This is a genomic window from Salipiger sp. ABF4_146 (assembly GCF_056161345.1).
This window is the reverse complement of the sequence record NZ_JBSWYX010000026.1, coordinates 37,745-63,651: the sequence shown is the minus strand read 5'-3', so window position 1 is coordinate 63,651 and position 25,907 is coordinate 37,745. Positions and strand designations below refer to the sequence as shown.

Below are 25,907 nucleotides of genomic sequence, written 5' to 3'. Positions count from 1 at the left end.
CTTGCGTGCCAGGGGCAACGACACTTCAACGCCAACCGTTCAGCAAGTCACTACGGCGGTGTTCCTTGGCGAGCCCCATTACGGCATCTGATACGTTTTTCCGAACGCATGCCCTGCTTCATAACCGGCCGGCAGATCAGCGTCAGAGCCCAGGTCAATCGGAGCTTCAGAGAATTGCTTTGCGAACTCCGGGACGCGATCAGCCATGTCTCGCGCTCTTCGCTTGAGCACCTCGCGCCCGCGGGCTTGGCCAAAGTCATTGTAGATCGACGTCGTGCCTTGGTTCATTGAGAGGGTGAATTTCTGCGCGTCGGGGTTGATCAAATAGACCACGTAGAACCCTTTTGTGGCGCTTTCGGTGATTAGCGGGTCAAAAAAGCCAAGCCACGGTACGGACGCCCAAAGACCTCGGCCGACGCTGGCTGTAACCTTCAGATCAAAGGGCCAGAACGTAAGAAGCTTTTTGGCCTCGATCGCGATGTCGTGGCGAACGAAGTCGCCGAAGGATGATCCACTGAACGGCTTCGCGCGCTCAAAAGTGTATTCCGTTGCCAAGCGAGAAAGCTGAGACGCGAGCATGTAACACCTTTCAATAACCACACATGTCATTAACCACATCTGCGAGCTTAGGCAGCTTTCGGCGGGGCACAAGTTATTGGGGGGCTGCTTTGTACGCGGCTGTCGCAATTCCAACAGCGTCTCGTTGCCTGCCGGATTTTCAGCTATAGTTTAAGGCAGGGCGCTTCGGGTGATCGCGCGGCGCGCGCGCTTCGAGGGGGCCGTGTTTCAACGGCTCGCAAGCCGCCGGTGCCGGTCCTCTGGACCTTCGCGCTGGTGTAGACCACAATTTGTACAGATTCGTTCAATATTTTCATTTTACCATCTCGCGGTTTTTCCGCCGGGCACATTCAGAAGCCACCGCAATTGCTTGTTCAAAAGGCCTGCACGGACGCAGCAGGGCCAGACATCGGCGGGGTGCAAGACACCGGGCGCTTTTCGGCCCGGCAGGACGCACAGGTTCGGCGCGCCCGCCAGAGATTTTCGATTGGAGTACATTTGATGGAGGACGCCAGCGTGACGAAACGCGAGCCCACGCCGAGTGGCGAAAGCCCGGCACGCCGCAACTGGAAGCAGAACCCCGAGGCGGTGCGCGCCAATATCCTCAAAGTGGCGCGCGAGGCTTTCGTGGCCAACGGGCTGACCGGCGCGAAGATCGACGAGATCGCGGCCCGCACCGAGACCTCGAAGCGGATGATCTATTACTACTTTGGCGACAAGGAAGGGCTCTACCGCGCGGTTCTGCAGGACGCTTATGCGCGGGTACGCCACGCCGAGGACGAGCTGGAACTGGCCAGCCTGCACCCGGTGGAGGCGCTGCGGCGGCTGGCGGAGTTCACCTTCGATCACCACGCGGAGGACCGCGATTTCGTCCGGCTGGTGATGGTCGAGAACATCCACGACGCGCGCCACATGCAAAGCGATGGCGACATGGCGGGGCAGAATATCTCGGCGATCCGCCTGCTGGACGAGATCTACCAGCGCGGCTGCGCGGCGGGGCTGTTCCGTCGCGGGCTGACCGCGCTGGAACTGCACTGGCACATTTCGGCGCTGGCGGTGTTCAACGTGTCGAACCGCGCGACCTTCTCCAGCCTGTTCGGCGATGATCTGTTCACCCCCAAGGGCCAGCAGCAGCTGCGCCGCCACGTCGGCGACATGATGCTGCGGTTCGTGATGAAGCCGGGGCTGTCGGTGGAGGAAGCCTCGTCGAAGCCGATCGCCGAGACGCGGGTGATCCATCCCGACATCTACCGCTTTCGCGAAACATGGGATGCCACATGGGCCAGCCTGCCGGCCGAGGGCGATGCCGCCACGCGGCGGCTGCATTTCGAGTCGGTGGCGCGGTCATTGCGGCTGCCCAGCCCCGAGGGCATCGAGACCGACGAAGAGCATTGGATCGACAGCGGCAGCGACCCGGTGCGCGTGCGGCTGTTCCGCCCCGAGGGCCCCGAGCCGCTGCCGGCGCTGATCTACCTGCATGGCGGCGCGTGGCGGCAGGGCAGCCCCGAGACGCATTGGAACATCACCGCGCGGCTGGCGGCGCTGTCGGGCTATCTGGTGATCTCGGCGGATTACGCGCTGGCCCCCGAGGCGCCCTATCCCGCGGCGCTGCAGCAGATCGGCGCGGTGATCGACTGGGCGCGGGCGCAGCACGAGATGCTGGGGCTCGACCCGGACAAGCTGGCGATCGGCGGCGACGGCGCGGGCGGCAATCTCGCGGCGGTGAGCGCGCTGCGGTGCCGCGACGCGGGGGCGCCGCTGGCGGCGCAGTTGCTGATCTATCCGATCTGCGATTTCGACACCTCGCGGCCCTCGGCGCAGGTCAACCGCGAGGGGCCGCTGTGGACGCTCGACCAGTTGCTGGCGGCGCAGGAGCAATATTGCCCCGACCTCAGCCAGCGCACGCGCGATCCGCAACTGGCACCGCTTCTGGCGCCGTCGCACGCCGGGCTGCCGCCGACCTATGTGGCGCTGGCCGAACATGACCCGCTGCGCGACAGCGGCGCGGCCTATGCCGAGGCGCTGGAGCAGGCCGGGGTGCCGGTGGCCGTCGATCCGGGCACCGGGCTGGTGCGCGACTATCTGCATGCCATCGGCTTTGGCACCGCCGCCGAAGAGCGGCTGCGCGGCATGGGCGGCTGGCTGCGGTCGCAGGCGGAAAGCGTCTGAGCCGCAAGCGGGGCACTGATGGTGGGGCAGGGCAGGGGGCCGGCGCTTAGAAGGCGCTGGTCAGCCCGGCGCCGATGCGCAGTTCGCGATAGCCGAAAGCGTCGATCGAACTGCTCCGCCGCGCCGCTTCGATCTCGACATAGGGGGTGAGGCGGCCAAAGAGGAAGGTGTCCGTCTTGTCGATGCGCAGCTCCAGCCCATATTCGCGTTCGGAGCGGGTGTCGGAAAACCCCGGCCCGGCCTCGACCTGCTCGAAGGCCAGCGCGTAGACCGAGGGCTCCAGCAGGAAGCCGCCGCCGATCTCTGTGCGCCCGCCAAGGCGCAGTTCGGCGTAATCGTATGACAGGTCGTCGCGCCACGCCTGCTGGTGCTGCAGCGACAGGCTGGCGGCGATCTGCGCCCGCCCGCGCAGCGGTTTGATCACCGTGGCGCTGGCGCTGGCGCGGGTGACGTCCTCGCCCTCGAATCCGCCAAGGGTGACATCCATCAGTTCCGCCTCGAGCGCGGTGGTCAGACCCGAGGCACTGCGCCAGCTGATCCCGGCCCCGAGGCCGATGCGCTCTTCGGTCATCTCCCAGGCGTCGTAATCGGTGCCCGCCAGCAGTTCGAGATAGGCGGTGCTGCGCGGCCATGTGAACTGCAGGCCGGCGGCAAGCTCGGCGCTGGCCTCGTCGAAGATATCGCCGTCGGTCTCATAAATTTCGCCGACGCCCTGCAGGTAGCCGGTGAGCGTGGCGCCGCCCATGCGCGCCTCGAGCGGCCATTGCCGGCGCAGCGCGCCGCTCAGCGCCAGCCCGGTCTGCGGCGGGTCGGGGCGGTTCATCTCGAAGGGCAGGGGGCCTTGACCGAAGTCGAAAGTCAGTTCGTCGGTCTCGTAGCTGCGCCCGGCGCCGCGCGGGGCGCGCAGCCCGATGCTGTATTCGCTGCGCCAGCCGCGTTTCTCGTCGATGGCGCGCAGGAAGCGCAGCACGTTCTGACGCACCTGCGGCGGCAGGTCGGGGCTGGAGAGCACGATGCGGAACTGTTCGCGCGACTGCGTGTATTGCCCGGCCTCGAACAGCGCGCGCGCCAGTTCCAGACGCACCCGCACCAGACCGGGGTCCTGCGCCAGAATGCGCCGCAGCAGCCGTACCGCGGCTTCGGGGTCGCGGCTGGCCATGGCCTGCTGGAAGCTGGCCTCGATCTGTGCAGGGGCGGGGGCAGGGGAGGGGGAAGCAGGGGCGTCAATGTCTTGCGCCCATGCTGCGCCGGGGGGGAGCCCCATGCCAACGAGCGCACAAAGCGCCAGCACGGCGGCGCGCTGCGGGCGGGGCGTTTCGATGCGGCGGGCCAATGCCCGGCCCGCCGCATCGTGAGGGCCGTTGTGGGCCATGGTCACTGGATGGCGCCGAACGCGCCGATATAGGTGCTGTCGGCGGTGCTGCCCGAGAAGGTGCCGCCCACCTCGGCCGCATCCGGGCCGTAGAACTGGCCGTCGACCGTGCCGGTCAACGTGCCGGTGTCGATGGTCGCGCCAAAGCCGGTGCCCGCGACGCTGCCCTCGGCGTAGAAGTCCAGATCGGGCCGGTCGCCGGTGATCGCGCCGCTGACCGGGTCGGCGGTGATCGTGTCGGAGCTATAGACCTCGACGGTGTCGAAGTCGGTGTCGACGGCGATATAGGAGGTGGTCACCGCCACATCGCCATCGGTGAACACCTGCCCGGTGCTGTCGCCGTAATAGCTGGCGCTGCCGGAGCTGGGCATCTGGCTGGCGCTGGTGCGTGCGCCGATCGAACCGGCGCCGGCCAGCCGCGTGGTGCCGGTGAGCCCGGTCTGCCATGTGCCATAGCTCTGGTATTCATAGTCCTGCTGGAACGGATCGGCGGCGACGATCATCCGGTCGCCATCTGCGCTGACCACGGTGATCGCGCCCTGCTGCACGATGAACGTGTCGCCAGCATTGCGCGAAAAGTTCAACGGGCCGTCCGGGGTCTCGATGCTGACCGCTTCAAGCTCGCCGTCCTCGAAGGTCAGCGCGGCGTCGATGTCGCTGTCCGAGACCGGCGTGTCGACCGAGGTCACCGTGCCGTCGGCATTGGTGACGTAGCGCGTCGAAACGCCCATGCCGCTGGCGGCATAGGTGCCATCGGCAGAGCCGTCTTCCACAAAAGATACGAGATCGGAAATATCGGTGGAACTTCCAGAACCGCTTCCACCTCCGCCACAGGCCGACAAGAGCGACACGGCGGCAACACCCACAACAACATACTTCATATTACCTCACAGAAATCATTTGAAATCATTAATTTAAGGTGCAGGGCCGCTGTCAGAAGAAATACGGTGTCCGTTGCGGCGGGCCGGAAATTGGCCCAGAATTGGCCGTGAGCGGATGCGCCCGCGATGTTCAAAATCTTGCGCCCCTGCGGGGGTCATGCAGGCAGCAAACCACAATCCTTATGAGTCTGTAAATATACTTGCTGGGCCGGGAAGCTCTTTGTTTTCTATTGTTTCAGTTTTGCCAACAAACCTCGGGCGCAGCGTGGCCGCAGCTTTCACGGTGCTCGAGGCTCAGAGCGAGACCTTTGCCCACACGGGCACGGAAGTCTTTATCTTCGGACCGCGGGTGCGGCGGAGCCGGCGGCGTTGGAGCGCCGCGCGAACAACGATTTTCGCGGCAGGTATTTTGCGACAATTCGAGATGACGGCGCGCCCACTGCTAACGCTATCATCGCCGCGCTCGAGAGTGCCGAAATTGGGTGGTGGAAATTGGAAATGCGCCGGCGCTTCGGGCAGGACTGACAGGCGGTTCTAATTGCGCTGACCGGCAGAAGTTAATGAGTCGTTAACCAACTGATTCTAATTGATGACCTAGCGTCATAATTGCAATTCACCGAGCGCTTTGTTTACGAAATCTCGCTAATGTGCTCGCGAAGCAGTGGATTGCGCCTTGAAAACATGGATTTTCCGCGTCCCTAAAGATGCTCTGCAAATACATGTTGGGAGTTCACAAAATCGCCTCAATTGGAATTAACCTATGCGCCACAGGTTATCGAGGTGACCAGAATGATGACGCTACATAGATTTCTAAAGAAATTCAGTCTTTCCGAAAGCGGTACCGGTACCGTGCTTTCGGTCGTTATTGTGCTGACCACCCTTTTGATGATGGGGGCTGCAATTGATGTCATGCATTACGAGGAAAACCGCGCGCACGTTCAGAACGTGATGGACAGCGCGGCGCTCGCGGCGGCTGATCTCGATCAGGAGCGCTCGCCGCAGGAAGTTGTCGAAGATTACCTGGCCGTGGCCGGGCTTTCGGACACGCTGCACGAGGTTACAGTCACGCAGGCGGCAAACTCGCGCACCGTCTCGGTGACCGGCTCTGCGGGGCTGCCCACCTTCTTTATGCGGATGTCCGGCATCGACACGCTCAACGCCGATTTCGTCTCGGTGGCCGACGAGCGGGTGTCGAATGTCGAGATCTCGCTGGCGTTGGATGTGTCGGGCTCGATGCGGTTCAACAACCGGATCGAGCGGACCAAGGCCGCGGCGCAGGAGTTTGTGGAAAAGGTCGTGGCCGAGGACAGCTACGGGGTGACCACGCTCAACGTCGTGCCCTTCGCCGGGGGCGTGAACCCGGGCGATAAGCTGTTTGACCACGTGCTGGGCCGTCGCCCCGTCATCCCCGAGACCGAGGACCCCGAGGAGGAGACCACGGGAACGGAGGACTACTTCGATCCGCTGCCGCAGGCGATCTCGAACTTCGTGATGTATTTCGACACCGACGGCGATCAGATCTACGATGTGGCGCATAAGATCGAGGGTTTTCCCGAAAACGCCCCGCGCGATGCTGACGACTTCTATCGCGGGGCCGTGGCCTTTGTGATGGCAGAGGATACCGATCTTTACGACATCAGCCAGTTTCTGGGCGCCTCGATCAAAGGCGGACGCGAAAGCGGCATTTATTATCAGGTGGCGGGCGATGAGAACGGCTCGCAGTCCGACCTCGGCCCGACCAAGAACACCGGCCGGATCCCCGGAGAGACCTACCTTTACAGTCAGATCGACTTTGACGTCTGGGCAGCGCTCTACCCGGAAACGCCGGTGGCGGAAGAGACGCAATACGTCAACATGCCGTCTTCCTGTCTGGAGATCTATGCTGACGAATTTGCCACCACCGCGCTGCCGCTGTCGAGCGACTTCATCCCGCACTTCCACTACTGGCCGATCGACGGCGAGGTGATGGACTGGGGCTGGTGCCCTGACGAGGATACGGCGGTGCAATACTTCCAGCACGACGTCGACGCGCTGACCGACTTCATCGCCAACATGCGGATGCACGACGGCACCGGGCTGCACTACGCGATGAAATACGCGCTCGCATTTCTCGATCCGGCGAACCGCGACAGCGTCAACTACCTGATCTCCGAAGGGCTGGTCGACAGCCGCTTTCAGGACCGCCCGATCGACTGGAGCGATGCCGAAACCGAGAAGTACATCGTGCTGATGACCGACGGCGAGACCACCGAACAGTTCCGCCCCACCGATCCCGACGCGACGATCAACGGCGAGGTGGTGCTGCAGGATCAGGGCAGCGACGCGTCCTACATGCTGTCGGCGCAGGACGCGAATGTCTCGCACCTGATGCAGCAATGCGCGCTGGCCAAGGAAAACGGGGTGACGGTGTTCACCATCGCCTTCGAGACAACCGAGGCCGCCGCCGCCGATATGCGCGCCTGCGCCTCCTCGGTCAGCCACGCCTTCCATGTCACCGGCGACGATCTCTACGGCGCGTTCGACATGATCGCCCGCCAGATCAACAACCTGAGGCTGATTCAATGAGCGCGCGTTTCTTGAACGGCCTGCGGCGGTTCTGGCGCGATGATGACGGCTCCGGCACGGTCGAAATGGTGCTCTATACGCCTTTTCTTCTGGTCGTGCTGGGGGCGTCTGTCGAACTTGGCGTGATCAATCTCAAACGCGCGCTGCTGGAACGGTCCGTGGCGGTGTCGGTGCGCGACATCCGGCTGAACACCGGCATCGAGCTCAATTATCAGCAGATCAAGTCGAACATCTGTTCAGGCATGTCGGTGTCGCGCAACTGCGAGGCCAACATGATGCTGGAGATGAAGGTGGTCGAGCCGACCAGCTTCGTCGGGCTGCCCGAGGGGGCCGACTGCATCAACGCCGAAGAAGAGCCGAGACCGTCGCGGCAGTTCGAGCCGGGTCTCGACAACGAACTGATGATGATGCGCGCCTGCTTCAAGTACAAGCCGCTGTTCCCGACCACCAAGCTCGCGCGCAATCTTTCCATGGACCAGAACGGATACGCGCAATTGGTGGCGCGCGCCATGTTCGTGCAGGAGCCCCGGTGATCCCATGCTGACATTTCTCAAGGCCCGCCTGCGCCGCTTTGCAGGCACGACGGACGGCAGCATGTCGCTGGAGATGCTGATCTTTGCCCCGCTGATCTTCGGTGTTCTCACGGCGACCTTCGCGCTGCACGATGCGTTCCGCTTCAAGGATCTCAACAGCAAGGCGGCCTATGCGATCTCTGACGCGCTGGCGCGGGAGACCGATGCGATCACCTCGGAATACCTCGATGGGATGGTCGCCTCTCTGGCCTTTCTGACCAAATCCGAAAGTCTCTATTCCTTGCGGGTCACCGTGGTGCGGCAGGATCCGGTGACCGAAGATCTGGTGATCGACTGGTCGCACACCAAGGGCATCTTCCTGCCGATGGAGCTTTCGGACCTGCTGGAGTTGAAGCCGAAGATCCCGACGCTGGTGAACAACGAGCGCCTGATCCTCGTCGAAACCCACACGGACTATGGGGCGCCCTTCGATCTCAGTCGCTTGGTTGTCGGGGACACGTTCTACAATTTCGTCTTCGCGCGCCCGCGCTTTGCGCCCCAGCTTCTGTGGGAGGATCCCGCCGCCGTCACCATGTAAGCGTGGCCCTCTGAGGGGGCGCTGGACATTCGGCCCAAGCGCGCGCCTGTCATGGGGTGCGCTTGGGCCGCTTTGCTGCTGCGCGATGCCAGCGGGGCAGGGCAGGCTTTTTGACGCGGTTCGGTTCACGCCGCGTTCGCCCCTGATCGCCAAGGCGGCGCTGGCCGCCAAGGCGGGGACATCTCGATGAGGGCGCAGCCAGCGGCCCGCGCCTTCGGCGCTTTCATCGGCGCGTGCGGCCCCCCTCGCGCCCGCCGTCGCCGCGGCTCCAAAGCACAGGAGAAGCGGCAGCGTCGCGAAAGTGGCAAACCCCGCCTCCGTGGCCTGCTGGCCCGGCGGCTGAGGGGCAGCAGGCCACGGAGGCTTCCCGCCCGGAGACCGCGTGCTGCAACGATCCAGACAGACTGCCGATCGGCGCTGACCTACGTCTCGACCTTCTTTCCAAAACTGAACTTCAGCCGGTGGCGCAGAAAGCGCGTGCCCGCGGTGAAGGCCTCTGGAGCCTGCACCCGCAGGGCGATCAGGTACACCGCCGAGAAGGCGGCCATGCCGGCCAGCAACCGCAGCAGCTCTGATCCGGTGTGGACCTGCAGTACCAGAGCGGCGGCCAGCGAGGCGGCACCCGAGCAGATCAAGGCCGGACGCAGCGCGTCGAAGACCTTGGGCAGCGACACATCGATCACCCGCTTCATCGCAAGATACATCGGCCAGAAGGGCACGAAGGCCAGCAGGAACTGCGCGGCCGCCACGGCGGTGATCCCGAAGGGAAGGGCCACGCCAAGAAACAGCGCGATGAACGGAAGGTTGATCAATGAGACGCGGAACATCAGATCGGTGCGGCCGACCGTCTTCAGCAGTACGCCGGGCAACATGTTGATCACGCTCACCGCGAAGCTCAGCGCGATGAACCGCATCGGCTCGACCATCCCGTACCAGTCTTCGGTGTAGAGCACATGCACCATCGGCCCCGCGAGCACGGCGATGGCCGTGCCGACGCCAAACACCAGCAGCGCGCAATAGCTCAGGGCTTGGTAAAAGAAGCGGGAGAGTTCTTCGGTATCGACCTGAATCCGCGACATCACAGGATGCAGCACGGTTCCGGCCACCGAGGTGAACGTCTTGATCGCCAATTCCGGGATGCGGAACGAGATCGCGTAAATCCCCAGCGCCGCCGGCCCGAGGAACTTGCCAACCAGCAGATTGTCCAAGACCCGAGAGGTCGCGCTGATGGTTTCGGCGCCGATCAGATACGACCCGTAGCGCATCACGTGTTTCATTGATGCAAAGTCTGGCCAGGATGTCGGGCGCCAGGGGCGAATGATGAACAAGGTGATCGACGCCACGATGGTGCCCGCGACGTAGCCGAGGATCAAAGCCCAGACGCCATATCCGGCAATCGCGAGCCCGATAGAGATCAAGCCCTTGGACACACCCTGGGTGACGTCCGGGATCATCTTCTTTCGAAACCCCAGCTCGCGCAGCAGCAAAGAGAAATGCACCATGCTCGAGGCGCGGATGATCAAGGTTATGGCGATCGCCGTGAGCAGGGGCGCGAGGTCCGGCGCATCGAAGACACCCGCCAGCGCGCCGGCCCCCTGCCACATCAAAAATGCCATGAGGCTTGAGGTGAGCAGCGCGCAGACGAACACCGCGTTGGCGGTTTCCTCCTGCTTTTCTTGCGTGGAAATCAGCGCGGCGCCAAGGCCGAACCGCGAAATGATGTCAAAATACCCCATGATCGCAAGGCAGATTGCCATAAGGCCAAACTCTGCCGGAGCGACATACCGTGTAACTATAATTACGGCGACGAAGTTAAGACCTTTCGTCAGCGCAAAGGACAGGTAGGCCCAAAACAAGTTCTTTTTTGTGGCCTTGCCGGGTGAAAATGCCATTTAAAAAATCCCAAGGTAAGAAAGGCAAGGGCAATAAGATAGTAAGATTAAAATTCAAAAGTACGCGTAGGAATCATAAGAATCATAGGAGTTCTCGGTGGCAGCGCAACCGCGGAAGAGTGTCAGGAGGCGCAGCGCACAGGTTTCATGCAGCTCTGCTTTGGCGTTCATCTTGGTGGCGGCGGTGACCTGTTCCGAGGTTGGGTGCATCGGCGTTTTTCACCTATTCACAAGGCTTTAACATCGGACCGGCGCATTCGAGAACCGACCATATTTAGCGCATTCGACAGCGACCAGACGCAGGAAAGGGCCCCGCTCATAGGCGAAAGCTGCCTCGTTCAGCCCACCATCGCCGCGCGCGGCGCGGCGTGCCGAGACGCGCTCTTGGTGGCACGATCGCCCGCGCCTAAGGCGTTTCCCACTTCGATACAGATCACGCCTTCAAAGCTTGCGCCGTGAGTTTCATCTTGCGCTTTGGATCCAGCGTGGAGGCCATGATCAATTTGATCTTCGTCACGCGCGAGGCGCTCGGATAGGTCAGGGCTATAAACTTTAGGAATGAATACAGCGCATCTTTGCTGTTCGGGATCTTCTCCAGCGTGTCACCAGCGGCTCGCAAGTCGATCTGGTACTTTTCAAGGGTATATTTAAAGATATCCATTCTCAATCTTCCGGCGCTTTCTTTCATCTGGGTGATCTGAGAGCGCGATGCCTGCGAGTCGGATCGGCGGTATCTGACCAAAGGGTCTGGCAGGTTACCCAGTTCTCCGAACATCGACACATCGAACCAGAATTTGGAATCTTCGGCGACAGGATAATCCTTGTCGTAGCGCAGGTTGTTGTCGGCGACGACCGACCGGCGGATCATCGAGGACGGGTTCCAGAGCGGACAGTTGCGCACGGACATGAACAAGAGCACCTCGTTGTCGTCCGACTTTCTGGCCACCCTGAGGCCTTCGCCGTTGCCGAATTGCTCGACCGCGGTTCCGCAGGCGACCTTGTGAGGGTTGGCCTGCATGTATTCGACTTGCCGTGCGATGCGGTCGGGAAGGCTGATGTCGTCGCTGTCCATCCGCGCGATATATTCGCCGGTCGCCAGTTGAAGCAGGGTGTTCGAAGCGTTGATCAACCCGCCGTTCTCTTTCAGGTCATGAAAGCGAATGCGGGGGTCTTTTGCCGCGAAGGACTGAATGATCTCTGGGGTGCTGTCCTTGGAACCGTCATTCAGGATTATGAACTCGATGTTCTGGTAAGACTGGGACGTGACACTGGTGATCGCCTCGGCAAGGTGCTGTTCGGAGTTATAGCAAGGCATGACTACCGAAACCAAAGGGTGCGTCATCGGATTTCCTTAAAATGGAATAAATGAAAAAGGTCGTCTCCGCCCCCCAAGAGACCCCAAGCTAAGGCCACCCAAAGGCGCGGGCCGTGCGAAAAATCCGGAACACGGCGACCGCAATGATAGCAGAAAGCAAGCCTGTTGAAACGCCCTATGACCGTTGCCGCAGGCAAAACTGCCGCGTCGGCAGCGTTTCGGTCTTTGAATAAGACCCGTGCCAGAGAGACTTAGGGCGTTTCTGCCGTCGATTTCGGCGCCGACATCTCTGGCCGAGGCCGCTGCGATCAGTAGAGGCCCAGCAGGTAGCCCACGCCCATCAGGATCAGCGAGTAGACCCACATGGTAAGGATCGAATAGCGGATGTGGCGACCGATCTCGGCGCGCGCGAGCCCCAGCGCCAGCCACATCGCGGGCGAGAACGGGCTGATGAAGGTGCCCACGATGTTGCCGATGACCAGCGCGTGCACGGTCGAGGCGGCGTCCACGCCCGCTGGCTCGGTGATCTGCAGCACGATGGGCAGAAGCCCGAAGTAATAGGCATCGGTCGAAAGGATCAGCTCGATCGGCAGCGCCACAAGACCCAGCAGCAGGTGCAGGGCTCCGACCGCACCGTCGGGCAGCACGCCGACCAAGGCTTCGGCCATGGCGCGCAGCATGCCGCTGCCGTCGACGATGCCCAGAAAGCTGCCTGCGGCGAGGATGATCGCACCCATCAGCAGCTCCGAATCCGCATGCGCGCGGATGCGGTCCATCTGCATCGACACGTCGGGGTAGTTGATGATCATCAGAACCCCAAGCCCGATCATGAAGACATAGGCCGCCGGAAGCACGCCGCTGACCAGCGTCGCGATCACGCTCAGGAAGATCGCGGCGTTGACCCAGAGCAGCTTCGGGCGCAGCAGCCCGGCCTCATGGTCCGAAAGCTCGTGCCCGTCTTCAAAGACACCCAGTTCGGTGCGGCTGTGGTGCGCGTCTTCAAGGTTGGTGCCGTCGGCGGCTGCCATCGCCGCTTCGGCAGAGCCCGCCGCAGCGATGCGCTTCTTCTCGCGCAGGCCGTAGAGCGCCGCGATCACCAGCAAGAGCGCGAGGCCGGCCAGCTGCACCGGGATCAGCGGGCGCCACAGATCGGTGACTTCAAGTCCCGTCACCGCGGCGGCGCGGCCAATGGGACCGGCCCAGGGCAGCATATTGGCCATGCCCGCGCCGGTTGCGAGCAGCATGAGCATAAGGTAGCGGCTCATCCCGAGGCGCGCGTAGAGCGGCAGCAGCGCCGGAACGGTGAGCAGAAAGGTGGTCGCGCCAGCGCCGTCGAGATGCGCGCAGACCCCGATCAGCGCCGTGCCGATCGCCACATAGACCACGTTGCCGCCGGTCAGCCGGATCAGCCCGTTGATGATCGGTCGGAACAGCCCGGTGTCCTGCATCACCCCGAAGAAGACGATGGCGAAGACGAACATCGTCGCCACCTGCATGACCCGCCCGATGCCGGTCTGGAAGAACTCGCTGATCTCGGCGGGGCCGAACCCGGCGAGCAGGGGGCCGACCAGCGGTACCAGCGTCAGCGCCACAATGGGCGAGGCGCGGCGTGACAGCAGCAGCGCGACCACGGCCACGACGATAACAAGTCCAGCGAATGCGAGCATACCTTCTCCTCCTCAGGATACCATTGGATACCGGGGGGAGGACTGGCGGTTGGTGCGCCCCAATGTCCATAGCGCGCGCCGGGTTGCGGCGGGTTGGTCAGGCTGAGGTCAGGCCGCGGTCAGCAGGGGGTCAGAAATATCCTCTTGGGGTTGTATTTTGCGGCTCACCGCGTGATGGACCGCGCCCAATCCGCAAGGAACGCATCGCGCTTCATCCGGTCCTGCCACAACAGCATGCCGGGCCCGGGGTGCAGGGTCACAAGGCTGTCGCGCTGGCTGGCGTCCAGCCAATCGGGACCCGCAAGCGGTGCGAGCCCCGGCGCCCGCTCCAGCGCGCCCTGACCGGCGGAGGAGAGCAGGAACCGGACAAACGTGGCCCCGGCCTGTGGCTGGGCCGCGGTCCGCGTGACGAAGGCCGTACGCGGCACGGCAAGATTGTAGTCGTTCAGGAGCAGGATCTCCGCCCGCGGGTCGCCGGACACGAGGGCCTGCGCATAGGATCCCAGAACGCCCGTTGCCAGCAGCAACTCGCTGCTGGCGACCGCGCGCACCATGCTTGCGGTGGACCGGTGCAGCTGCGTTCCGGTCTGGCCCATGATCTCTGTGAGGCGGGTGTAGTCGGGCCCCAGCGCCGCCGATTGCGCCGCCAGCAGATAGCCGATGCCCGAGCGGCGGATGTCATAGGCGCCGAGCCGGCCCGCGAAGACACCGGCATTGTCGCGGATCAGATCGGCGAGCGCTGCATGGCTTCGCGGACGCGGCAGCGTGGCAAACGCCGCCCGGTTCAGCACGATCACCTCCGGCTAGAGGGTGAAGCCGAACAATTCGTTGCGCCAGACGATGCGCGGGTCCGCAGGGGCGGGAATGGCGTCAAGGCGCTGCGCCAGACCAAGGTTGACCAGTTGCACCTGAAGGTCGAGCGCCGGACTGATCACCACATCCGGCCGCTCGCTGCCTGTGCCTGCATCGCGTGTGGCGCGGTAGAGCGCTTGCGTGTCGAAATCGCGGTAGCGCAGCGGGATGCCCGGATGTGCGTCGCGGAAGGCGGCCAGAACCGGCGCCATGATCTCGGCGTCGGTGGCCGACCAGATGATCAGCGGCGGCGCGGCGCGGGCTGGGCCGGGCAGCGCGGTGGCAAACGCCAGTGGCGCGGCGGCGATGCCAAGCAAAGTCTGCCGCCGTGAGGGCGCGGCCTGCCGGTCATCTGGCATGATGGGCAGGGTTAACGTCACCGACAGCCCGCCGGTCGCCGCTTCGGCCATGCTCAGATCCGCGGCATGTGCCTTTGCGACCTCGGCGACGCTCGCGAGCCCGAGGCCAGAGCCTCCGGTCGGGCCCTGCGCGCGGAAGCGCTCGAGCACCTGTCGGCGCTCTGCCTCGGCCAGTCCGGGGCCATCGTCGGCCATGCTCAGCGCGACCCGGTCGTTGGCTGCCGGCGCCAGAGAGACGATCACCGAGGCCGTATCGCCCGCGTGCTGGGCGGCGTTTTCCAGCAGGTTGCGCAGGGCCTCGCGCAGGCTGACCGGATCCCCCGCGATCAAAGGCGCGGGCTCCGGCAGCCTGTCCTCGAAAGACATCTCCATAGTGGCGAAGCGCGGCGCGGCCAGCACGTCGACCAGCACCTCGCGCACCAGCGCACGCGGGTCGAGCGCCTGCGCCGGTTGCGCGTCGGCCCGGTGGATCACCATGGCATGCGACAAAAGCTGGTTGGTCAGCCGCATCGTCCGCGCCGATTGCGCCCGCGCAAGGCGCGCGCGGGCGGCTGCCGGTGTCTCTTCGTCGCTGGCCATCTGAAGCTCGGCGTCCATGGCGTTGATCCCGGTGCGCATCTGGTGCGCCACATCGGCGATGAAGCCCTCACTGCGCCGGTGCATCGCGGCGAGCCGGGACATGAACCCGTTGAGCGCGGTGATCAGCCCTGACACTTCCCTCGGGGACGGCGCCTCGATCGGCGCGAGATTGTCCGGAGCCCGCACGCCCAGATCTCCGCTGAGGTCGCGCAGCGGGGCCAGCGCCCGGCGTGCCGCCAGTGGCACCAGCGCGAGGCAGAGCAGCGCCACGGCGGTCAACGTCAGAGCGCTCCAGCCAAAGGACTGCAGCGCGTCGGCGTTGCGTGCGAGGCGTGTCTGACCAAGCTGCAAGGTCACCCATATCTCGCCGCGCTCGGTCATCAGGGGCCGCGATTGCACCAGAAAGCGGACCGGCTCGCCCGACCATTCCGCCGTGCGCATTTGGGGGTCGGCTGACACCGGCCCCTCGGGCAGCGGCAGGCGCGGATCACCGGTCATGTCCTCTCCGGTGCTGCTGCGCACGCGGTAGAAGACCCGGTCGTCGGAGGCGAAGGCCAATGTGTCAAAGGCCGCAGCCGGCATGTCGAGCCAGACCTGCGGGCGGCCCGCGTCATCCGGGCGCATCTGCACCCGCTCCAGCATCGCAAGCGCCGCGCTGCGCAGCAGCCGGTCGTAGGTCTGGTCCGCGCGCAGCCCGCTCTCGGCATATGACAGCGCCAGCAGCAGAAGGTACATCGCGCCGACACCCGCGCAGAGCAGGCGGAACAGACGGCGCGACAGAGAGCCGCGCGCCGCGCCGGTTTCAGGCGTCATCATCGAGCCGCGCCATGTAGCCGAGGCCGCGGAAGGTCTGTAGCCGAAGCGGCGTTCCCTCCAGCTTGCGCCGGAGCCGTGCGACGAACTGTTCGATGGAATTGAGATTGGGCGCTTCGTCGAAGGTGTAGAGCCGGTGCGCCACCTCTTCCTTGGTCAGCACCTTGCCGAGATGGTCGAGGAAGATTTCCAGCAACTGAAGCTCGCGCGCTGGCAGGATGATGTCCCGGCCTTCGAAGGTCGTCCGGCGCGCGCCACGGTCGTAGGTAAAGCCGCCGCAGGTCACGATGTTCTGCGCCCGCCCGGCGCGGCGGCGACCAAGCATCCTGCAGCGCGCTGCCAGTTCGCCAAGGTCCACCGGCTTGACCAGAAAGTCATCGGCCCCGGTGTCGAGCCCGAGGATGCGGTCATCCACCTCGCTGCGGGCGGTGAGAACGAGCACGGGGGTGTCGTCGCCCGCGAGCCGCAGCCCGCGCAGGATCTCAAAGCCGCTGCGTCCGGGCAGGTTCACGTCGAGCAGCACGAGATCGAACTCCTTGTGGTCCAGCAGCGCCGCAGCTCGGCTGCCGTCGGCCTCGATGTCGACGCTATGGCCGTCGCGGCGCAGCCGCTCGGCGACGGTGGCGGCAAAGTCCTCGTGATCTTCGACAAGCAGGATACGCATGGCGCGACATAGCCACAGCCGCCTGCCGGGAACAATGGGCGTTCCCCCCTGATGGCGGGGCGGCGCGAACCGGACCCGCGTCGTCCAATCCAAAGCCCGCAGTCCGGCGGTTCGGAGGACAACGGGAAATCACTGGCCGATCATGTGCGGTGGCCCGCGGCAGCGCAGCGAGGTCGGGCTGATCACTTCGGCGTGGGTTCGGGCCGCGCCAGCACCGAGTCCACGGAGTTTCTTGGGCGGCGGGCGTTCGCTCGGCGTCACCGAGCTTGACAAGCGCCATCCTGTATAACAGGTTTGTCGCACATCATACGGGCGTCCGACGCCCTGTGCCGGATCAAGGAGGAGGAGCTGGCATGACCTACGACACCCGCCGCCGATGGGCGGCGCTGGCAGGGCAGGGGGGATCGATACTTGTCACCCTGTTTGGCCTGCTGATCCTGACATTCGTGATCGGGCGCATCATGCCCGCCGATCCGGTTCGCGCCATTGTCGGCGAGGACGCGACGCGCGAGGTTTATGAGACGGTCTATCGCCAGCTTGGCCTCGACCGGCCGATGTGGGAGCAGTTCATTGTCTATCTGCGCGATGTGGCGACTTTTGACTTCGGCACCTCGATCCGCACCGGGCAGCCCGTGCTGCAAGACATCCTCCACGTGCTGCCCGCCACCATCGAGCTGGCGACCTTTGCCATTCTCTTTGGCGCCGGGGTCGGCGTTCCGCTTGGCGTGATGGCGGCGGTAAAGAAGGACCGCTGGCAGGACCAGTTGATCCGCGTTTTCAGCCTGATGGGCCATTCGATGCCGATCTTCTGGACCGGGATGATCGGGCTTCTGATCTTTTACGCCGGGCTTGGCTGGGTCGGCGGCTCGGGGCGGATGAGCCAGTTCTACATCGGTCTCGTGCCGGAGAGGACCAACTTCCTGCTGATCGACAGCGCCATCGCCGGGGAATGGGAGGTGTTCCGCTCGGCGCTCAACCACATCGTGCTGCCGGCCTCTTTGCTGGGGTATTCGTCGTCGGCCTATATCACCCGGATGACCCGCAGCTTCATGCTCGACCAGCTTGGGCAGGAATATGTGACCACCGCGCGGGTGAAGGGCCTGAGCCGCCGCCAGACCGTCTGGCGCCATGCCTTCGGCAACATCCGCGTGCAGCTGGTGACCATCGTGGCGCTGGCCTATGGCGCGCTTCTGGAAGGCGCGGTGCTGATCGAGACGGTCTTCGCCTGGCCCGGTTTTGGCCAATACCTGACCTCCAACCTGCTGATCGGCGACATGAATGCGGTGATGACCTGCGTGCTGATCGTCGGCGTGATCTTCATCGCACTGAATATTCTGTCCGATCTGCTGTACCGCATCTTCGATCCGAGGACCCGATGACCATGTCCGAGACCACTCCCGCGGCCAAGACCCGCCGCCGGATGCCGCAATCGCTGATCGCCGCCGGGAACATTGTGCGCTTCCTTGCCAAGACCCCGACCTCGGCTTTCGGCCTGCTGGTGCTGGCGGCGCTGATCCTCACCGCGCTCTTCGCGCCGCTCATCGCCACGCATGATCCGTATTTGCAGGATCTGACCAACACGCTGGCACCGCCCGACGCCGCGCATCTCTTCGGCACCGACGAACTGGGGCGCGACATCTTCTCGCGGCTGGTTCACGGCGCGCGCATCACCCTGACGATCATCTTTCTGGTGACCATCGTCGTCGGGCCGCTGGGCCTGCTGGTGGGCACGGTGGCGGGCTACTTCGGCGGCAAGACCGACGTGGTGCTGATGCGGGTGACCGACATCTTCCTGTCGTTCCCCTCGCTGATCCTGTCGCTGGCCTTTGTCGCGGCGCTGGGGCCAAGCCTCAACAACGCGATCATCGCCATCTCGCTGACCGCCTGGCCGCCGATCGCACGGCTGGCGCGGGCCGAGACCATGACCTTCCGCAGTGCCGATTACATCGCGGCGGCGCGGCTGCAGGGCGCCAGCCCGGCGCGGATTATCTGGAAGAGCATCGTGCCCATGTGCCTGCCCTCGGTGCTGATCCGCCTGACGCTGAACATGGCGACGGTGATCCTGACGGCGGCGGGGCTCGGCTTCCTTGGCCTCGGGGCGCAGCCGCCGATGCCGGAATGGGGCGCGATGATCGCCACCGGCCGGCGCTACATGATCGACAGCTGGTGGCTGGTGACCTTCCCCGGCCTCGCGATCCTGTCGGTGAGCCTTGCGTTCAACCTGCTGGGCGACGGGCTGCGCGACGCGCTTGACCCGAAACAGATGATGAAGAGGTGAGGTGATGACAACCAGCGATCCCATTCTCGACGTCCGCAATCTGTCGCTGCGCTATCCCGGCGCCGACGAGGCGGCGGTGCGCGGCGTCAGTTTCAGCCTCGGGCGCGAACGCCTCGGCATTGTCGGCGAAAGCGGCTCTGGCAAGTCCACCGTCGGCCGCGCGATCATGCAGCTGTTGCCTGACGCCGAGCTGCGCGCCGACACCATGCGCTTTGAAGAAGTGGACCTGCTGCGCGCCTCCGAGGCGCAGATGCTGAAGCTGCGCGGCGCGCGGATGTCGATGATCCTGCAGGATCCCAAGTACTCGCTCAATCCGATCCGCCGCTGCGGCGATCAGGTGGCCGAGGCCTATCGCACCCATGTGCGCTGCTCGAAGCGCGCGGCGCGCGCCAAGGCGGAGGAGATGCTGGCGGCGGTGCAGATCCGCGATCCTCAGCGGGTCTATGATCTATACCCGCACGAGGTGTCGGGCGGCATGGGCCAGCGCATCATGATCGCCATGATGCTGCTCACCGACCCCGATCTGGTGATCGCCGACGAGCCGACCTCGGCGCTGGACGTCACGGTGCGGTTGCAGGTGCTGAAGATCCTCGACGATCTGGTGAAGCAGCGCGGCATCGGGCTGATCATGATCAGCCACGATCTCAACCTCGTGCGCAACTTCTGCGACCGGGTGCTGATCATGTACGCGGGCCGGGTGGTCGAGACGCTGGACGCCCGCGAACTTGACCGCGCCACCCATCCCTACACCCGCGGCCTGCTGGCCGCGCAGCCGCGCATCGGCGGCGCGCGCGCACCGCTGCCGGTGCTGCAGCGCGACCCGTCCTGGACCATGGAGGCCCCCGCATGAAGCCGCTGAGCATAGAGAAGATGTCGATCCGCTTCGGGGCGGTGACGATCCTGCCGGAGGTGAGTTTCGACGTGGCTTCCGGCGAGTGCTTCGGCCTCGTCGGCGAAAGCGGCTCGGGCAAATCTACGATCCTGCGCTGTGCCTCGATGCTGCTCGGCTCGTGGAGCGGCGACGCCAAGGTCGGCGGCCGGTCGGTGCGCGAGATGGGGCTGATGGAACGCTGCCGGACGCTGCAGATGGTGTTTCAGGATCCCTACGGCTCGTTGCATCCGCGACACTCGGTGCGCACCACGCTGTCGGAGCCGCTGAAAATCCACGGGCTGGACGATGCCGAGCGGCGCTTGGCGCAGGCGATGCGCGACGTCGGCCTGCCGGTGGAGTTCCTCGACCGTTACCCGCATCAGCTTTCGGGCGGGCAGCGGCAGCGAGTGGCGATCGCCCGCGCGCTGATCCTCGAGCCCGAGGTGCTGCTGCTCGACGAGCCGACCTCGGCGCTGGACGTGTCGGTGCAGGCCGAGATCCTCAACCTGCTGGTGCGGCTGCGCGAGGAGAAGGGCTTTACCTACGTGATGGTGAGTCACGACCTGGCGGTGATTGACCACATGTGCGACCGCTTCGCGGTGATGAAGGCCGGGGACATTGTCGAGGTGCTGCCGCGCGAGGCCATTCTCGACGGCTCGGCCCGGCATCCCTACGCGCAGGAGCTGATCGCCGCGAGCCTGACCTATGAGGGTGCGGCCTAGCGGCACCTTTACCGGCAGCACGACGCCCCCTTCCTGCCGTGTGGCCGGAAGGGGTTTTTCTTTGAGGCGTAGGCAGTTATGGGAAGGTTTCCTGCCGGTCCTGAAGATTAGCTCAGAGCAAGCGGGCGAGGCTGCTGGGGCAAGGTACTGATCCGCACGGAGCAAAGGCGAAGCCGCCGGGCGCTTTGTCCTTCTCGCGCGGTGATCGAGGGCTTGCGGATTTGGCCAATGTAAAGCGCGGACCTCCGGGGCCTGTGCGCCCTCCCACGGGCCGGCGTTCGCCCGGTTGTCGTCGTGCCAAGGTCCGCCCCACGGAAAAGGCACATCCCGTGGGATGCGCCCTCTCAGTCTGCGATGTATCTGCGCTCAGCGCGCCTTCACCACGTCTTCGAAGCGCGACACCCAAGGGTCGATGATCACCCCCGATACGTCGTCCTGAAAGGCCGCCGTGACCACCCGTTCCGAGAACGGCTGGATCGAGGTCACCTTGTCGTCGATCATCTGCTGGATCTGCTCGTACTGGGCGATCTGCGCGTCGGCGTCGCGCTCCACCAACGCGCTTTCGATCAGCCCGTTCAACTCGGCGTCCTGATAGGAGGTGCGCCAGCTTTGGTAGTTGGTCAGCCCCGCCTCGTCGCTGTTGTCGGGGTTGTAGACCAATGCGCGCAGATTGCTGTCGGGGTGCGGCTGCTGGCCACCGCCGCCGCGCCCGACCAGCAGTTCGAACTGCCGCTCGCGCATCGCGCCATAGATCTGCCCGCCGTCGCCGGTGATGATCTCGGCATTGATCCCGGCCTGCGCCAGCGTGCCCTGAATGGCCGTCGCGCTGTCGAGGAACTGCTGCGTCGAGATCACCCGCAGCGTGGTGTCGAAGCCATCGGGGAAGCCCGCCTCGGCGAGCAGCGCCTTGGCCTTCTCCACGTCAAGCTCGTAGCCCGGATCGGGCAGCGACGAGAAGGCACTGCTGTTGATCGGGCGCTGCCGCTCGACCCCGAAGTAGGGCATGATCGCGCCATTGATACCCTTGTAGTCGATCAGGTAGCGCAGCGCCTCGCGGACCTTGGGGTTGGAGAACTTTTCGTCGGCGGTCGAGGCGGCGAGATAGTAGAAGCCAGCGCTCGGCACGGTCTCGACGGTGATCGCCGCATCCTCTTCCAGCGCGCGCAGGTCGGGCGCGGCAACGCTGAAGCCCACATCGATATCGCCCTGCTGCAGCCCGAGCCGCTGGCTCTGGCTTTCCGGCAGGTGGCGCATCAGCACCCGCTTCATCTCTGGCGCCTCGCCCCAGAACTCCTCGTTGCGGGTCAGGATCACGTATTCGTTCGCCCGCCACTGGCCAAGGGTGAACGCCCCCGAGCCCGCCGAATTGTTGGTCAGCCACGCCTGTCCCTGATCATCGCCCGCATGTTCCTCGACCAGCTTGCTGTCGAGGATCGAGCCGACGCCCGCCTGCGAGATATACATCAGGATCATCTTGGGGTCGCCCGCCTCGGGCATCACCATGCGGAAGGTATGCTCGTCGATCACCTGAAACTGCTCATCCACGCCTTCGGCGGTGAAACCGCGCGAGTTGAGCCCCGAGGATTGCGACTGGCCGAGCGTCATCACCCGATCAAAGCTGTATTTCACGTCTGCCGCCGTCACCGGGTTGCCCGAGGCAAAGGTGGCGTCTTCGCGCAGATCGAAGGTGATCGTGCGGTTGTCCTCGCCGATCTCCCAGCTTTCCGCGAGCCGCGGCATCAGTTCCTTGGTTTCGGGGTCGAGCGCGACCAGCGCATCGTACACGTTGTTGAGCACCTGCACCGCCTCGCCACCGGTGATCGCGGCGGGGTCCATGGTCAGCACATTGGTCATGGTGAAAGCGACGATCAACTGGTCGTCGGGGGTTTCGGCCAGCGCCGGGCTCGCCCCCGCCAGCAGCGCCGAAAGCGCCGCGCCCGTCAGGAAATGTCTCATAGGTTCTCCTCCCAAAGTTCTAGAGACCCGCGCCGGTTCAGCAGACGCGGTTGTTTTCGATCAGCTCGAAGTTGATGTCCTCGCCCAGACCGGGGCGGTCGGGCACATGGACATAGCCATCGCGGTCCATCGGGTCGGACAGCGTGTTGAGATAGTCGAGCCCGTCGTCGTATTCGAGGAACGGGTGCAGCAGCCCGCGCTCGTACCACTTGCAGTTCTTGGCGGCGGCGACGACGTGCAGGTTCATCGCGGTGTTGCCATGCACCTCGCATTCCATGCCGAAGGCCTCGGCCAGATGCATGGTCTTCAGCGCCGGGGTGATGCCGCCGACGTCGTTGACCCCGGTGCGCAGGATGTCGCAGGCGCCCGAGGTGATCCATTCGGCGCGGTGCCAGTGCTTGCCCGCCGCGCTTTCCGGGCCGACCACGGGAATGTCGAGGTTCTCGGTCAGCCAGCGGTAGGAGGACATGGACTGTTCGTCCATCGGCTCCTCGATCCACGCGAAATCCAGCTTCTCCAGCCCGCGGCCCAGCTCCAGCGCCTCGGTGCGCTTGTACCAGTGGAAGGCGTCGATCATCAGCGCGATGTCGGAGCCGACCGCCTCGCGCACCGCGGCGCAGGCCTTCAGATCCATCTTCACGTCCGGCGCCCAGCTTACGGGGGGCATCCATGTGTGCAGCTTGATGCCCTTGTAGCCGCGCGCCACCAGCGCCTCGGCAAAGCGCCCGTAATCCTCGGGCGTGGCGAGCCCGCCTTCGATCTCGTCTCCGCACATGATAGAGCCATAGGCCAGCACCTTATCGCGATAGCCGCCGATCAGCTTGTAGACCGGCTGGTTCAGCGTGCGACCGGCCAGATCCCACAGCGCGCAATCGATCACCGCCAGCGTGCGGTCGGTGAGTTGCGCCGCCGAGCCACGCTGCCAATGCGCGAGGTCCTGCCACATCCGTTCGCGGTCGCGGTGGTCCTGCCCGATCAGCACCTTCTTGACGTATTTGTCGATGACATGCGGGCGTGCCACCTCGGGCGGGCAAAAGGAATGGCCTTCGACCCCGTCCTCGCTGCGGATGGTCACGATGGCCTGCTGCACGTCGTGCTCGGGGCCGGGGTGGGCGTGGCCCGCGCTGTCGGAATGGCGGCGGGTCTTGTGGCGGAACACGCGCACGGACACGTCGGTGATGATCACGGGTGGTCTCCTCCTTTCCGCGGGGCACAAAAGCAGCGCGGCAAATCTGTATGACAGGAACGTATGACATATACGCGCGACCGGTCAACGGATTTTGCGACAGATTTGCGCCAGTCGCGGCGAAGGGGGCCGCTTCGAAGCTGATTTCTCTGGTATCCTGCGCCCGAATGCCGGTAGGCTTCCTGTTGTACAGAAATCCGCAGGCGGGATGAGATGGTCGATGTGAATGCTCTTTTTGACCCGACGGCGCAGCCTTCGGACGCGAATCCGGCCCGCACAAGGGCCGAGATGATCGCCGCGGGGCTGCGCCGCGAGATCGAGACCGGCCGTTTCCGCCCCGGAGACCGGTTGCCCAGCGAGTCCGAACTGACCCGCACCCATTCGGTCAGCCGCACCGTGGTGCGCGAGGCGCTCGGCCTGCTGCGGTCAGAGGGGCTGGTCGAGGCGCGCAAAGGGTCCGGCGTCTTTGCGCTCGACCCGGCGCAGGCGCGGCGGGCACAACCCTTCGCCGATCTCGACATGGAGCGGCTGTCGGGTGTCATCGAGCTTTTCGAACTGCGCTCGGCCTTCGAGATCCGCGCCGCCGGTCTTGCTGCCGCGCGGCGCTCGGCGCAGCAGATCGAGGAAATCCTTGCCGCCCACGCCGCTGTGGCAAAGGCCATCGAAGACGGCGGCAATACCCGCGAGGCGGATTTCGCCTTTCACTATGCGATCGCGCGGGCGACGCAGAACAAACGGTTTCCGGAGTTTCTCGCGCTGATCCGTCCGGGGATCGTGCCGCGGGTCGAACTGGAGGCGGGCAATAGCGGCACGCCGCGCGCCTACGCCCCCAACCCGGATCTGGTACAGGAACACGCGCAGATCGTCGACGCGATCATCGACGGTGCGCCCGACCGCGCCGAGAGCGCCATGACGGCGCATCTCGAAGGCAGCCTTGGCCGTTACCGCGATCTGCTGCGCAGAGGCGGTAGCTGACCGGAGCCGGTTGCGCTTTCCTGCGCGAGTCGCCGCGTCCTAGGTGTCGGAGTGGCCCAGCGGGTGCATCAAGCGGTTGGCCCAGCCGAAGATCGCGATGGAGTGGATCAGATCGACGATCTCGAACGGCTCCATTCCGCTGGCCTTCAGGCGCTCGATATGCGCCGTGGTGGCGGTCGGCGGGGTCTGGGTCAGGCTCTCTGCCAGCGCAAGGATGGCCTGATCTCGCTCCGAGAGCGTCTCGGGCTGCGCGGTCCAGAGCGCCGCGATCAGCGCGGACGAGCCGGAAAGCTTGTGGTGTTGGCGGGCGTGGACGTTGGCGCAATACTGGCAGCCGTTGACCAGCGAGGCGCCAAGCGCGCCAAGCTCGCGGTCGGCGCGGGGCAGGCCGCCCTCGGCGTACATGATCGCGTTGAACAGCGTGGTTCGCGCAACGTAGCTTTCGGGATCATGCGCAAGCGTCCGCACATAGGGTGAGACCTTCTTGGCCGAGGGGGTCACCTTCATCGCCTCAAGCTGGGCGGGCGTGGCATCCTCCACCTCGACGGGCGGCATGTGCGGCGACCACTTCAGTGCCTTCAGGCGGATGCGGGGCGGTGTGCGGGGGTCGCCGTTCGGCGTGGTCATGCGCAGACCTCCTCAAGCAGCGAAAGCCCGTGCGCGACGCGGATCTGAAAGCACACATAGGCCAGAAGTTCCGACAAGGCGATCACCTGCGGCACGCTCAGCCCGGCGTCCAGCAGCGCCTGCAGGTGCCCGGGGCCGGATTTGCCCGGATCGCTGGCGATCATGTCCGCATGAACGGCCAGGGCGCGCTGCAGCGGGTCGGTGGGCGTCTCGCCGGTGGCCAGCGCTGCGAGCGCTGGGTCGTCGGGCAGGGCGTAGCCCGCCAGCAGCGCGTCGTTGCCTGCGCTCAGCGCCACGCGCCGGGCGATGGCGGCGCGCAGCGGAGGTGCGAGGCCGAGGTCATCTTCCGGCGCGAGCACCGAGGTACGGCAGGCTTCGGCGCCGGTCACATACTCCGGACGCTGCCCGCGCAGGGCGAAGACCTCGCCCTCGGGATCGAGTCCGGCTGCGCGGTCCATCGCGTCGGCGGTGCGGGGGGGCGGTGTCATGGCGAAGT

At 64.8% G+C, this 25,907-nt stretch carries 22 protein-coding genes and 1 pseudogene; 9 read left to right on the top strand and 14 right to left on the bottom strand.

The features are described from left to right. Nucleotides 1–78: 78 nt before the first annotated feature. Nucleotides 79–579, bottom strand: coding sequence for an MrcB family domain-containing protein (locus tag ACXAJT_RS24245; RefSeq protein WP_475240304.1), 501 nt, complete (start codon nucleotides 577–579; stop codon nucleotides 79–81). A gap of 480 nt (nucleotides 580–1,059) precedes the next feature. Between ACXAJT_RS24245 and ACXAJT_RS24240 the strand changes: the two genes are divergently transcribed. Next, the gene (locus tag ACXAJT_RS24240; protein ID WP_475240302.1) at nucleotides 1,060–2,727 is read left to right on the top strand and encodes an alpha/beta hydrolase fold domain-containing protein; all 1,668 of its coding nucleotides are present in this window, start codon (nucleotides 1,060–1,062) and stop codon (nucleotides 2,725–2,727) included. A gap of 46 nt (nucleotides 2,728–2,773) precedes the next feature. Here ACXAJT_RS24240 and ACXAJT_RS24235 read toward each other — a convergent pair whose 3' ends face one another. After that, on the bottom strand, nucleotides 2,774–4,099 hold the full coding sequence (locus tag ACXAJT_RS24235; RefSeq protein ID WP_475240312.1) for a tetratricopeptide repeat protein: 1,326 nt from the start codon (nucleotides 4,097–4,099) through the stop codon (nucleotides 2,774–2,776). A 2-nt stretch (nucleotides 4,100–4,101) separates the two neighbouring features. Then, on the bottom strand, nucleotides 4,102–4,980 hold the full coding sequence (locus ACXAJT_RS24230; RefSeq protein WP_475240298.1) for a transferrin-binding protein-like solute binding protein: 879 nt from the start codon (nucleotides 4,978–4,980) through the stop codon (nucleotides 4,102–4,104). A 789-nt stretch (nucleotides 4,981–5,769) separates the two neighbouring features. Here ACXAJT_RS24230 and ACXAJT_RS24225 point away from each other — a divergent pair. The 3 genes from ACXAJT_RS24225 to ACXAJT_RS24215 are packed head-to-tail and all read left to right on the top strand — an operon-like array spanning nucleotide 5,770 to nucleotide 8,655. After that, on the top strand, nucleotides 5,770–7,545 hold the full coding sequence (locus tag ACXAJT_RS24225; protein WP_475240296.1) for a TadE/TadG family type IV pilus assembly protein: 1,776 nt from the start codon (nucleotides 5,770–5,772) through the stop codon (nucleotides 7,543–7,545). Then, nucleotides 7,542–8,078 (top strand): TadE/TadG family type IV pilus assembly protein, encoded by a 537-nt coding sequence (locus tag ACXAJT_RS24220; protein WP_475240294.1) that lies wholly within the window; start codon nucleotides 7,542–7,544, stop codon nucleotides 8,076–8,078. The genes ACXAJT_RS24225 and ACXAJT_RS24220 overlap by 4 nt, the downstream gene beginning before the upstream one ends. Before the next feature lie 4 nt (nucleotides 8,079–8,082). Beyond that, nucleotides 8,083–8,655 (top strand): TadE/TadG family type IV pilus assembly protein, encoded by a 573-nt coding sequence (locus ACXAJT_RS24215; RefSeq protein WP_475240292.1) that lies wholly within the window; start codon nucleotides 8,083–8,085, stop codon nucleotides 8,653–8,655. 422 nt (nucleotides 8,656–9,077) lie between these two features. Here ACXAJT_RS24215 and ACXAJT_RS24210 read toward each other — a convergent pair whose 3' ends face one another. From ACXAJT_RS24210 to ACXAJT_RS24180, 7 genes and pseudogenes are all read right to left on the bottom strand, one after another. Next, nucleotides 9,078–10,547, bottom strand: a complete 1,470-nt coding sequence (locus ACXAJT_RS24210) for a lipopolysaccharide biosynthesis protein (RefSeq protein ID WP_475240290.1) — start codon at nucleotides 10,545–10,547, stop codon at nucleotides 9,078–9,080. A 433-nt stretch (nucleotides 10,548–10,980) separates the two neighbouring features. Continuing rightward, the gene (locus tag ACXAJT_RS24205) at nucleotides 10,981–11,889 is read right to left on the bottom strand and encodes a glycosyltransferase family 2 protein (protein WP_475240288.1); all 909 of its coding nucleotides are present in this window, start codon (nucleotides 11,887–11,889) and stop codon (nucleotides 10,981–10,983) included. A gap of 281 nt (nucleotides 11,890–12,170) precedes the next feature. Then, the gene (locus tag ACXAJT_RS24200; protein WP_475240286.1) at nucleotides 12,171–13,529 is read right to left on the bottom strand and encodes a CitMHS family transporter; all 1,359 of its coding nucleotides are present in this window, start codon (nucleotides 13,527–13,529) and stop codon (nucleotides 12,171–12,173) included. 164 nt (nucleotides 13,530–13,693) lie between these two features. Further along, on the bottom strand, nucleotides 13,694–14,320 hold the full coding sequence (locus tag ACXAJT_RS24195; protein WP_475240283.1) for an ABC transporter substrate-binding protein: 627 nt from the start codon (nucleotides 14,318–14,320) through the stop codon (nucleotides 13,694–13,696). 12 nt (nucleotides 14,321–14,332) lie between these two features. Further along, nucleotides 14,333–15,106, bottom strand: a complete 774-nt coding sequence (locus tag ACXAJT_RS24190; RefSeq protein ID WP_475240309.1) for a sensor histidine kinase — start codon at nucleotides 15,104–15,106, stop codon at nucleotides 14,333–14,335. Between the two features lie 540 nt (nucleotides 15,107–15,646). Then, nucleotides 15,647–16,054, bottom strand: a pseudogene (locus ACXAJT_RS24185) (sensor histidine kinase N-terminal domain-containing protein); the annotation flags it as partial. A gap of 67 nt (nucleotides 16,055–16,121) precedes the next feature. Continuing rightward, nucleotides 16,122–16,796 carry a response regulator transcription factor gene (locus ACXAJT_RS24180; RefSeq protein WP_475240281.1) on the bottom strand — a complete coding sequence of 225 codons (675 nt, stop codon included), beginning with the start codon at nucleotides 16,794–16,796 and terminating at the stop codon, nucleotides 16,122–16,124. 353 nt (nucleotides 16,797–17,149) lie between these two features. On the opposite strand from ACXAJT_RS24180, the gene ACXAJT_RS24175 reads away from it, so the two are divergent. Genes ACXAJT_RS24175 through ACXAJT_RS24160 form a run of 4 tightly spaced genes read left to right on the top strand, consistent with a single transcriptional unit; the run spans nucleotide 17,150 to nucleotide 20,667 of the window. Continuing rightward, nucleotides 17,150–18,175, top strand: a complete 1,026-nt coding sequence (locus ACXAJT_RS24175; RefSeq protein WP_475240280.1) for an ABC transporter permease — start codon at nucleotides 17,150–17,152, stop codon at nucleotides 18,173–18,175. Further along, entirely contained in the window at nucleotides 18,172–19,074 is a 903-nt protein-coding gene (locus ACXAJT_RS24170; protein ID WP_475240278.1) for an ABC transporter permease, read from the top strand. The genes ACXAJT_RS24175 and ACXAJT_RS24170 overlap by 4 nt, the downstream gene beginning before the upstream one ends. A gap of 4 nt (nucleotides 19,075–19,078) precedes the next feature. Beyond that, nucleotides 19,079–19,924 (top strand): ABC transporter ATP-binding protein, encoded by an 846-nt coding sequence (locus ACXAJT_RS24165; protein WP_475240276.1) that lies wholly within the window; start codon nucleotides 19,079–19,081, stop codon nucleotides 19,922–19,924. Then, nucleotides 19,921–20,667 carry an ABC transporter ATP-binding protein gene (locus tag ACXAJT_RS24160; RefSeq protein WP_475240274.1) on the top strand — a complete coding sequence of 249 codons (747 nt, stop codon included), beginning with the start codon at nucleotides 19,921–19,923 and terminating at the stop codon, nucleotides 20,665–20,667. Before ACXAJT_RS24165 ends, ACXAJT_RS24160 begins: the two co-directional genes overlap by 4 nt. A 366-nt stretch (nucleotides 20,668–21,033) precedes the next feature. Here ACXAJT_RS24160 and ACXAJT_RS24155 read toward each other — a convergent pair whose 3' ends face one another. Both ACXAJT_RS24155 and ACXAJT_RS24150 read right to left on the bottom strand, forming a co-directional pair. Beyond that, on the bottom strand, nucleotides 21,034–22,623 hold the full coding sequence (locus tag ACXAJT_RS24155) for an ABC transporter substrate-binding protein (RefSeq protein ID WP_475240271.1): 1,590 nt from the start codon (nucleotides 22,621–22,623) through the stop codon (nucleotides 21,034–21,036). A 37-nt stretch (nucleotides 22,624–22,660) separates the two neighbouring features. Continuing rightward, the gene (locus tag ACXAJT_RS24150; RefSeq protein ID WP_475240269.1) at nucleotides 22,661–23,809 is read right to left on the bottom strand and encodes a mandelate racemase family protein; all 1,149 of its coding nucleotides are present in this window, start codon (nucleotides 23,807–23,809) and stop codon (nucleotides 22,661–22,663) included. Between the two features lie 213 nt (nucleotides 23,810–24,022). Between ACXAJT_RS24150 and ACXAJT_RS24145 the strand changes: the two genes are divergently transcribed. Further along, on the top strand, nucleotides 24,023–24,784 hold the full coding sequence (locus ACXAJT_RS24145) for a FadR/GntR family transcriptional regulator (RefSeq protein WP_475240267.1): 762 nt from the start codon (nucleotides 24,023–24,025) through the stop codon (nucleotides 24,782–24,784). 39 nt (nucleotides 24,785–24,823) lie between these two features. Here the strand turns inward: ACXAJT_RS24145 and ACXAJT_RS24140 are convergent, their stop codons facing one another. Next, complete coding sequence (locus ACXAJT_RS24140; protein WP_475240264.1) at nucleotides 24,824–25,411, bottom strand: peroxidase-related enzyme; 588 nt, start codon at nucleotides 25,409–25,411, stop codon at nucleotides 24,824–24,826. Then, a complete protein-coding gene (locus tag ACXAJT_RS24135) occupies nucleotides 25,408–25,899 on the bottom strand; it encodes an esterase (protein ID WP_475240262.1) in 492 nt (163 codons plus the stop codon). Before ACXAJT_RS24135 ends, ACXAJT_RS24140 begins: the two co-directional genes overlap by 4 nt. Between the last annotated feature and the right edge of the window lie 8 nt (nucleotides 25,900–25,907).

What these genes read in the sequence shown, in the direction of transcription:
- ACXAJT_RS24245 (WP_475240304.1), bottom strand. Translation starts at nt 579, where the DNA reads ATGCTCGCGTCTCAGCTTTCTCGCTTGGCAACGGAATACACTTTTGAG.
- ACXAJT_RS24240 (WP_475240302.1), top strand. Translation starts at nt 1,060, where the DNA reads ATGGAGGACGCCAGCGTGACGAAACGCGAGCCCACGCCGAGTGGCGAA.
- ACXAJT_RS24235 (WP_475240312.1), bottom strand. Translation starts at nt 4,099, where the DNA reads ATGGCCCACAACGGCCCTCACGATGCGGCGGGCCGGGCATTGGCCCGC.
- ACXAJT_RS24230 (WP_475240298.1), bottom strand. Translation starts at nt 4,980, where the DNA reads ATGAAGTATGTTGTTGTGGGTGTTGCCGCCGTGTCGCTCTTGTCGGCC.
- ACXAJT_RS24225 (WP_475240296.1), top strand. Translation starts at nt 5,770, where the DNA reads ATGATGACGCTACATAGATTTCTAAAGAAATTCAGTCTTTCCGAAAGC.
- ACXAJT_RS24220 (WP_475240294.1), top strand. Translation starts at nt 7,542, where the DNA reads ATGAGCGCGCGTTTCTTGAACGGCCTGCGGCGGTTCTGGCGCGATGAT.
- ACXAJT_RS24215 (WP_475240292.1), top strand. Translation starts at nt 8,083, where the DNA reads ATGCTGACATTTCTCAAGGCCCGCCTGCGCCGCTTTGCAGGCACGACG.
- ACXAJT_RS24210 (WP_475240290.1), bottom strand. Translation starts at nt 10,547, where the DNA reads ATGGCATTTTCACCCGGCAAGGCCACAAAAAAGAACTTGTTTTGGGCC.
- ACXAJT_RS24205 (WP_475240288.1), bottom strand. Translation starts at nt 11,889, where the DNA reads ATGACGCACCCTTTGGTTTCGGTAGTCATGCCTTGCTATAACTCCGAA.
- ACXAJT_RS24200 (WP_475240286.1), bottom strand. Translation starts at nt 13,529, where the DNA reads ATGCTCGCATTCGCTGGACTTGTTATCGTCGTGGCCGTGGTCGCGCTG.
- ACXAJT_RS24190 (WP_475240309.1), bottom strand. Translation starts at nt 15,106, where the DNA reads ATGTCTTTCGAGGACAGGCTGCCGGAGCCCGCGCCTTTGATCGCGGGG.
- ACXAJT_RS24180 (WP_475240281.1), bottom strand. Translation starts at nt 16,796, where the DNA reads ATGCGTATCCTGCTTGTCGAAGATCACGAGGACTTTGCCGCCACCGTC.
- ACXAJT_RS24175 (WP_475240280.1), top strand. Translation starts at nt 17,150, where the DNA reads ATGACCTACGACACCCGCCGCCGATGGGCGGCGCTGGCAGGGCAGGGG.
- ACXAJT_RS24170 (WP_475240278.1), top strand. Translation starts at nt 18,172, where the DNA reads ATGACCATGTCCGAGACCACTCCCGCGGCCAAGACCCGCCGCCGGATG.
- ACXAJT_RS24165 (WP_475240276.1), top strand. Translation starts at nt 19,079, where the DNA reads ATGACAACCAGCGATCCCATTCTCGACGTCCGCAATCTGTCGCTGCGC.
- ACXAJT_RS24160 (WP_475240274.1), top strand. Translation starts at nt 19,921, where the DNA reads ATGAAGCCGCTGAGCATAGAGAAGATGTCGATCCGCTTCGGGGCGGTG.
- ACXAJT_RS24155 (WP_475240271.1), bottom strand. Translation starts at nt 22,623, where the DNA reads ATGAGACATTTCCTGACGGGCGCGGCGCTTTCGGCGCTGCTGGCGGGG.
- ACXAJT_RS24145 (WP_475240267.1), top strand. Translation starts at nt 24,023, where the DNA reads ATGGTCGATGTGAATGCTCTTTTTGACCCGACGGCGCAGCCTTCGGAC.
- ACXAJT_RS24140 (WP_475240264.1), bottom strand. Translation starts at nt 25,411, where the DNA reads ATGACCACGCCGAACGGCGACCCCCGCACACCGCCCCGCATCCGCCTG.
- ACXAJT_RS24135 (WP_475240262.1), bottom strand. Translation starts at nt 25,899, where the DNA reads ATGACACCGCCCCCCCGCACCGCCGACGCGATGGACCGCGCAGCCGGA.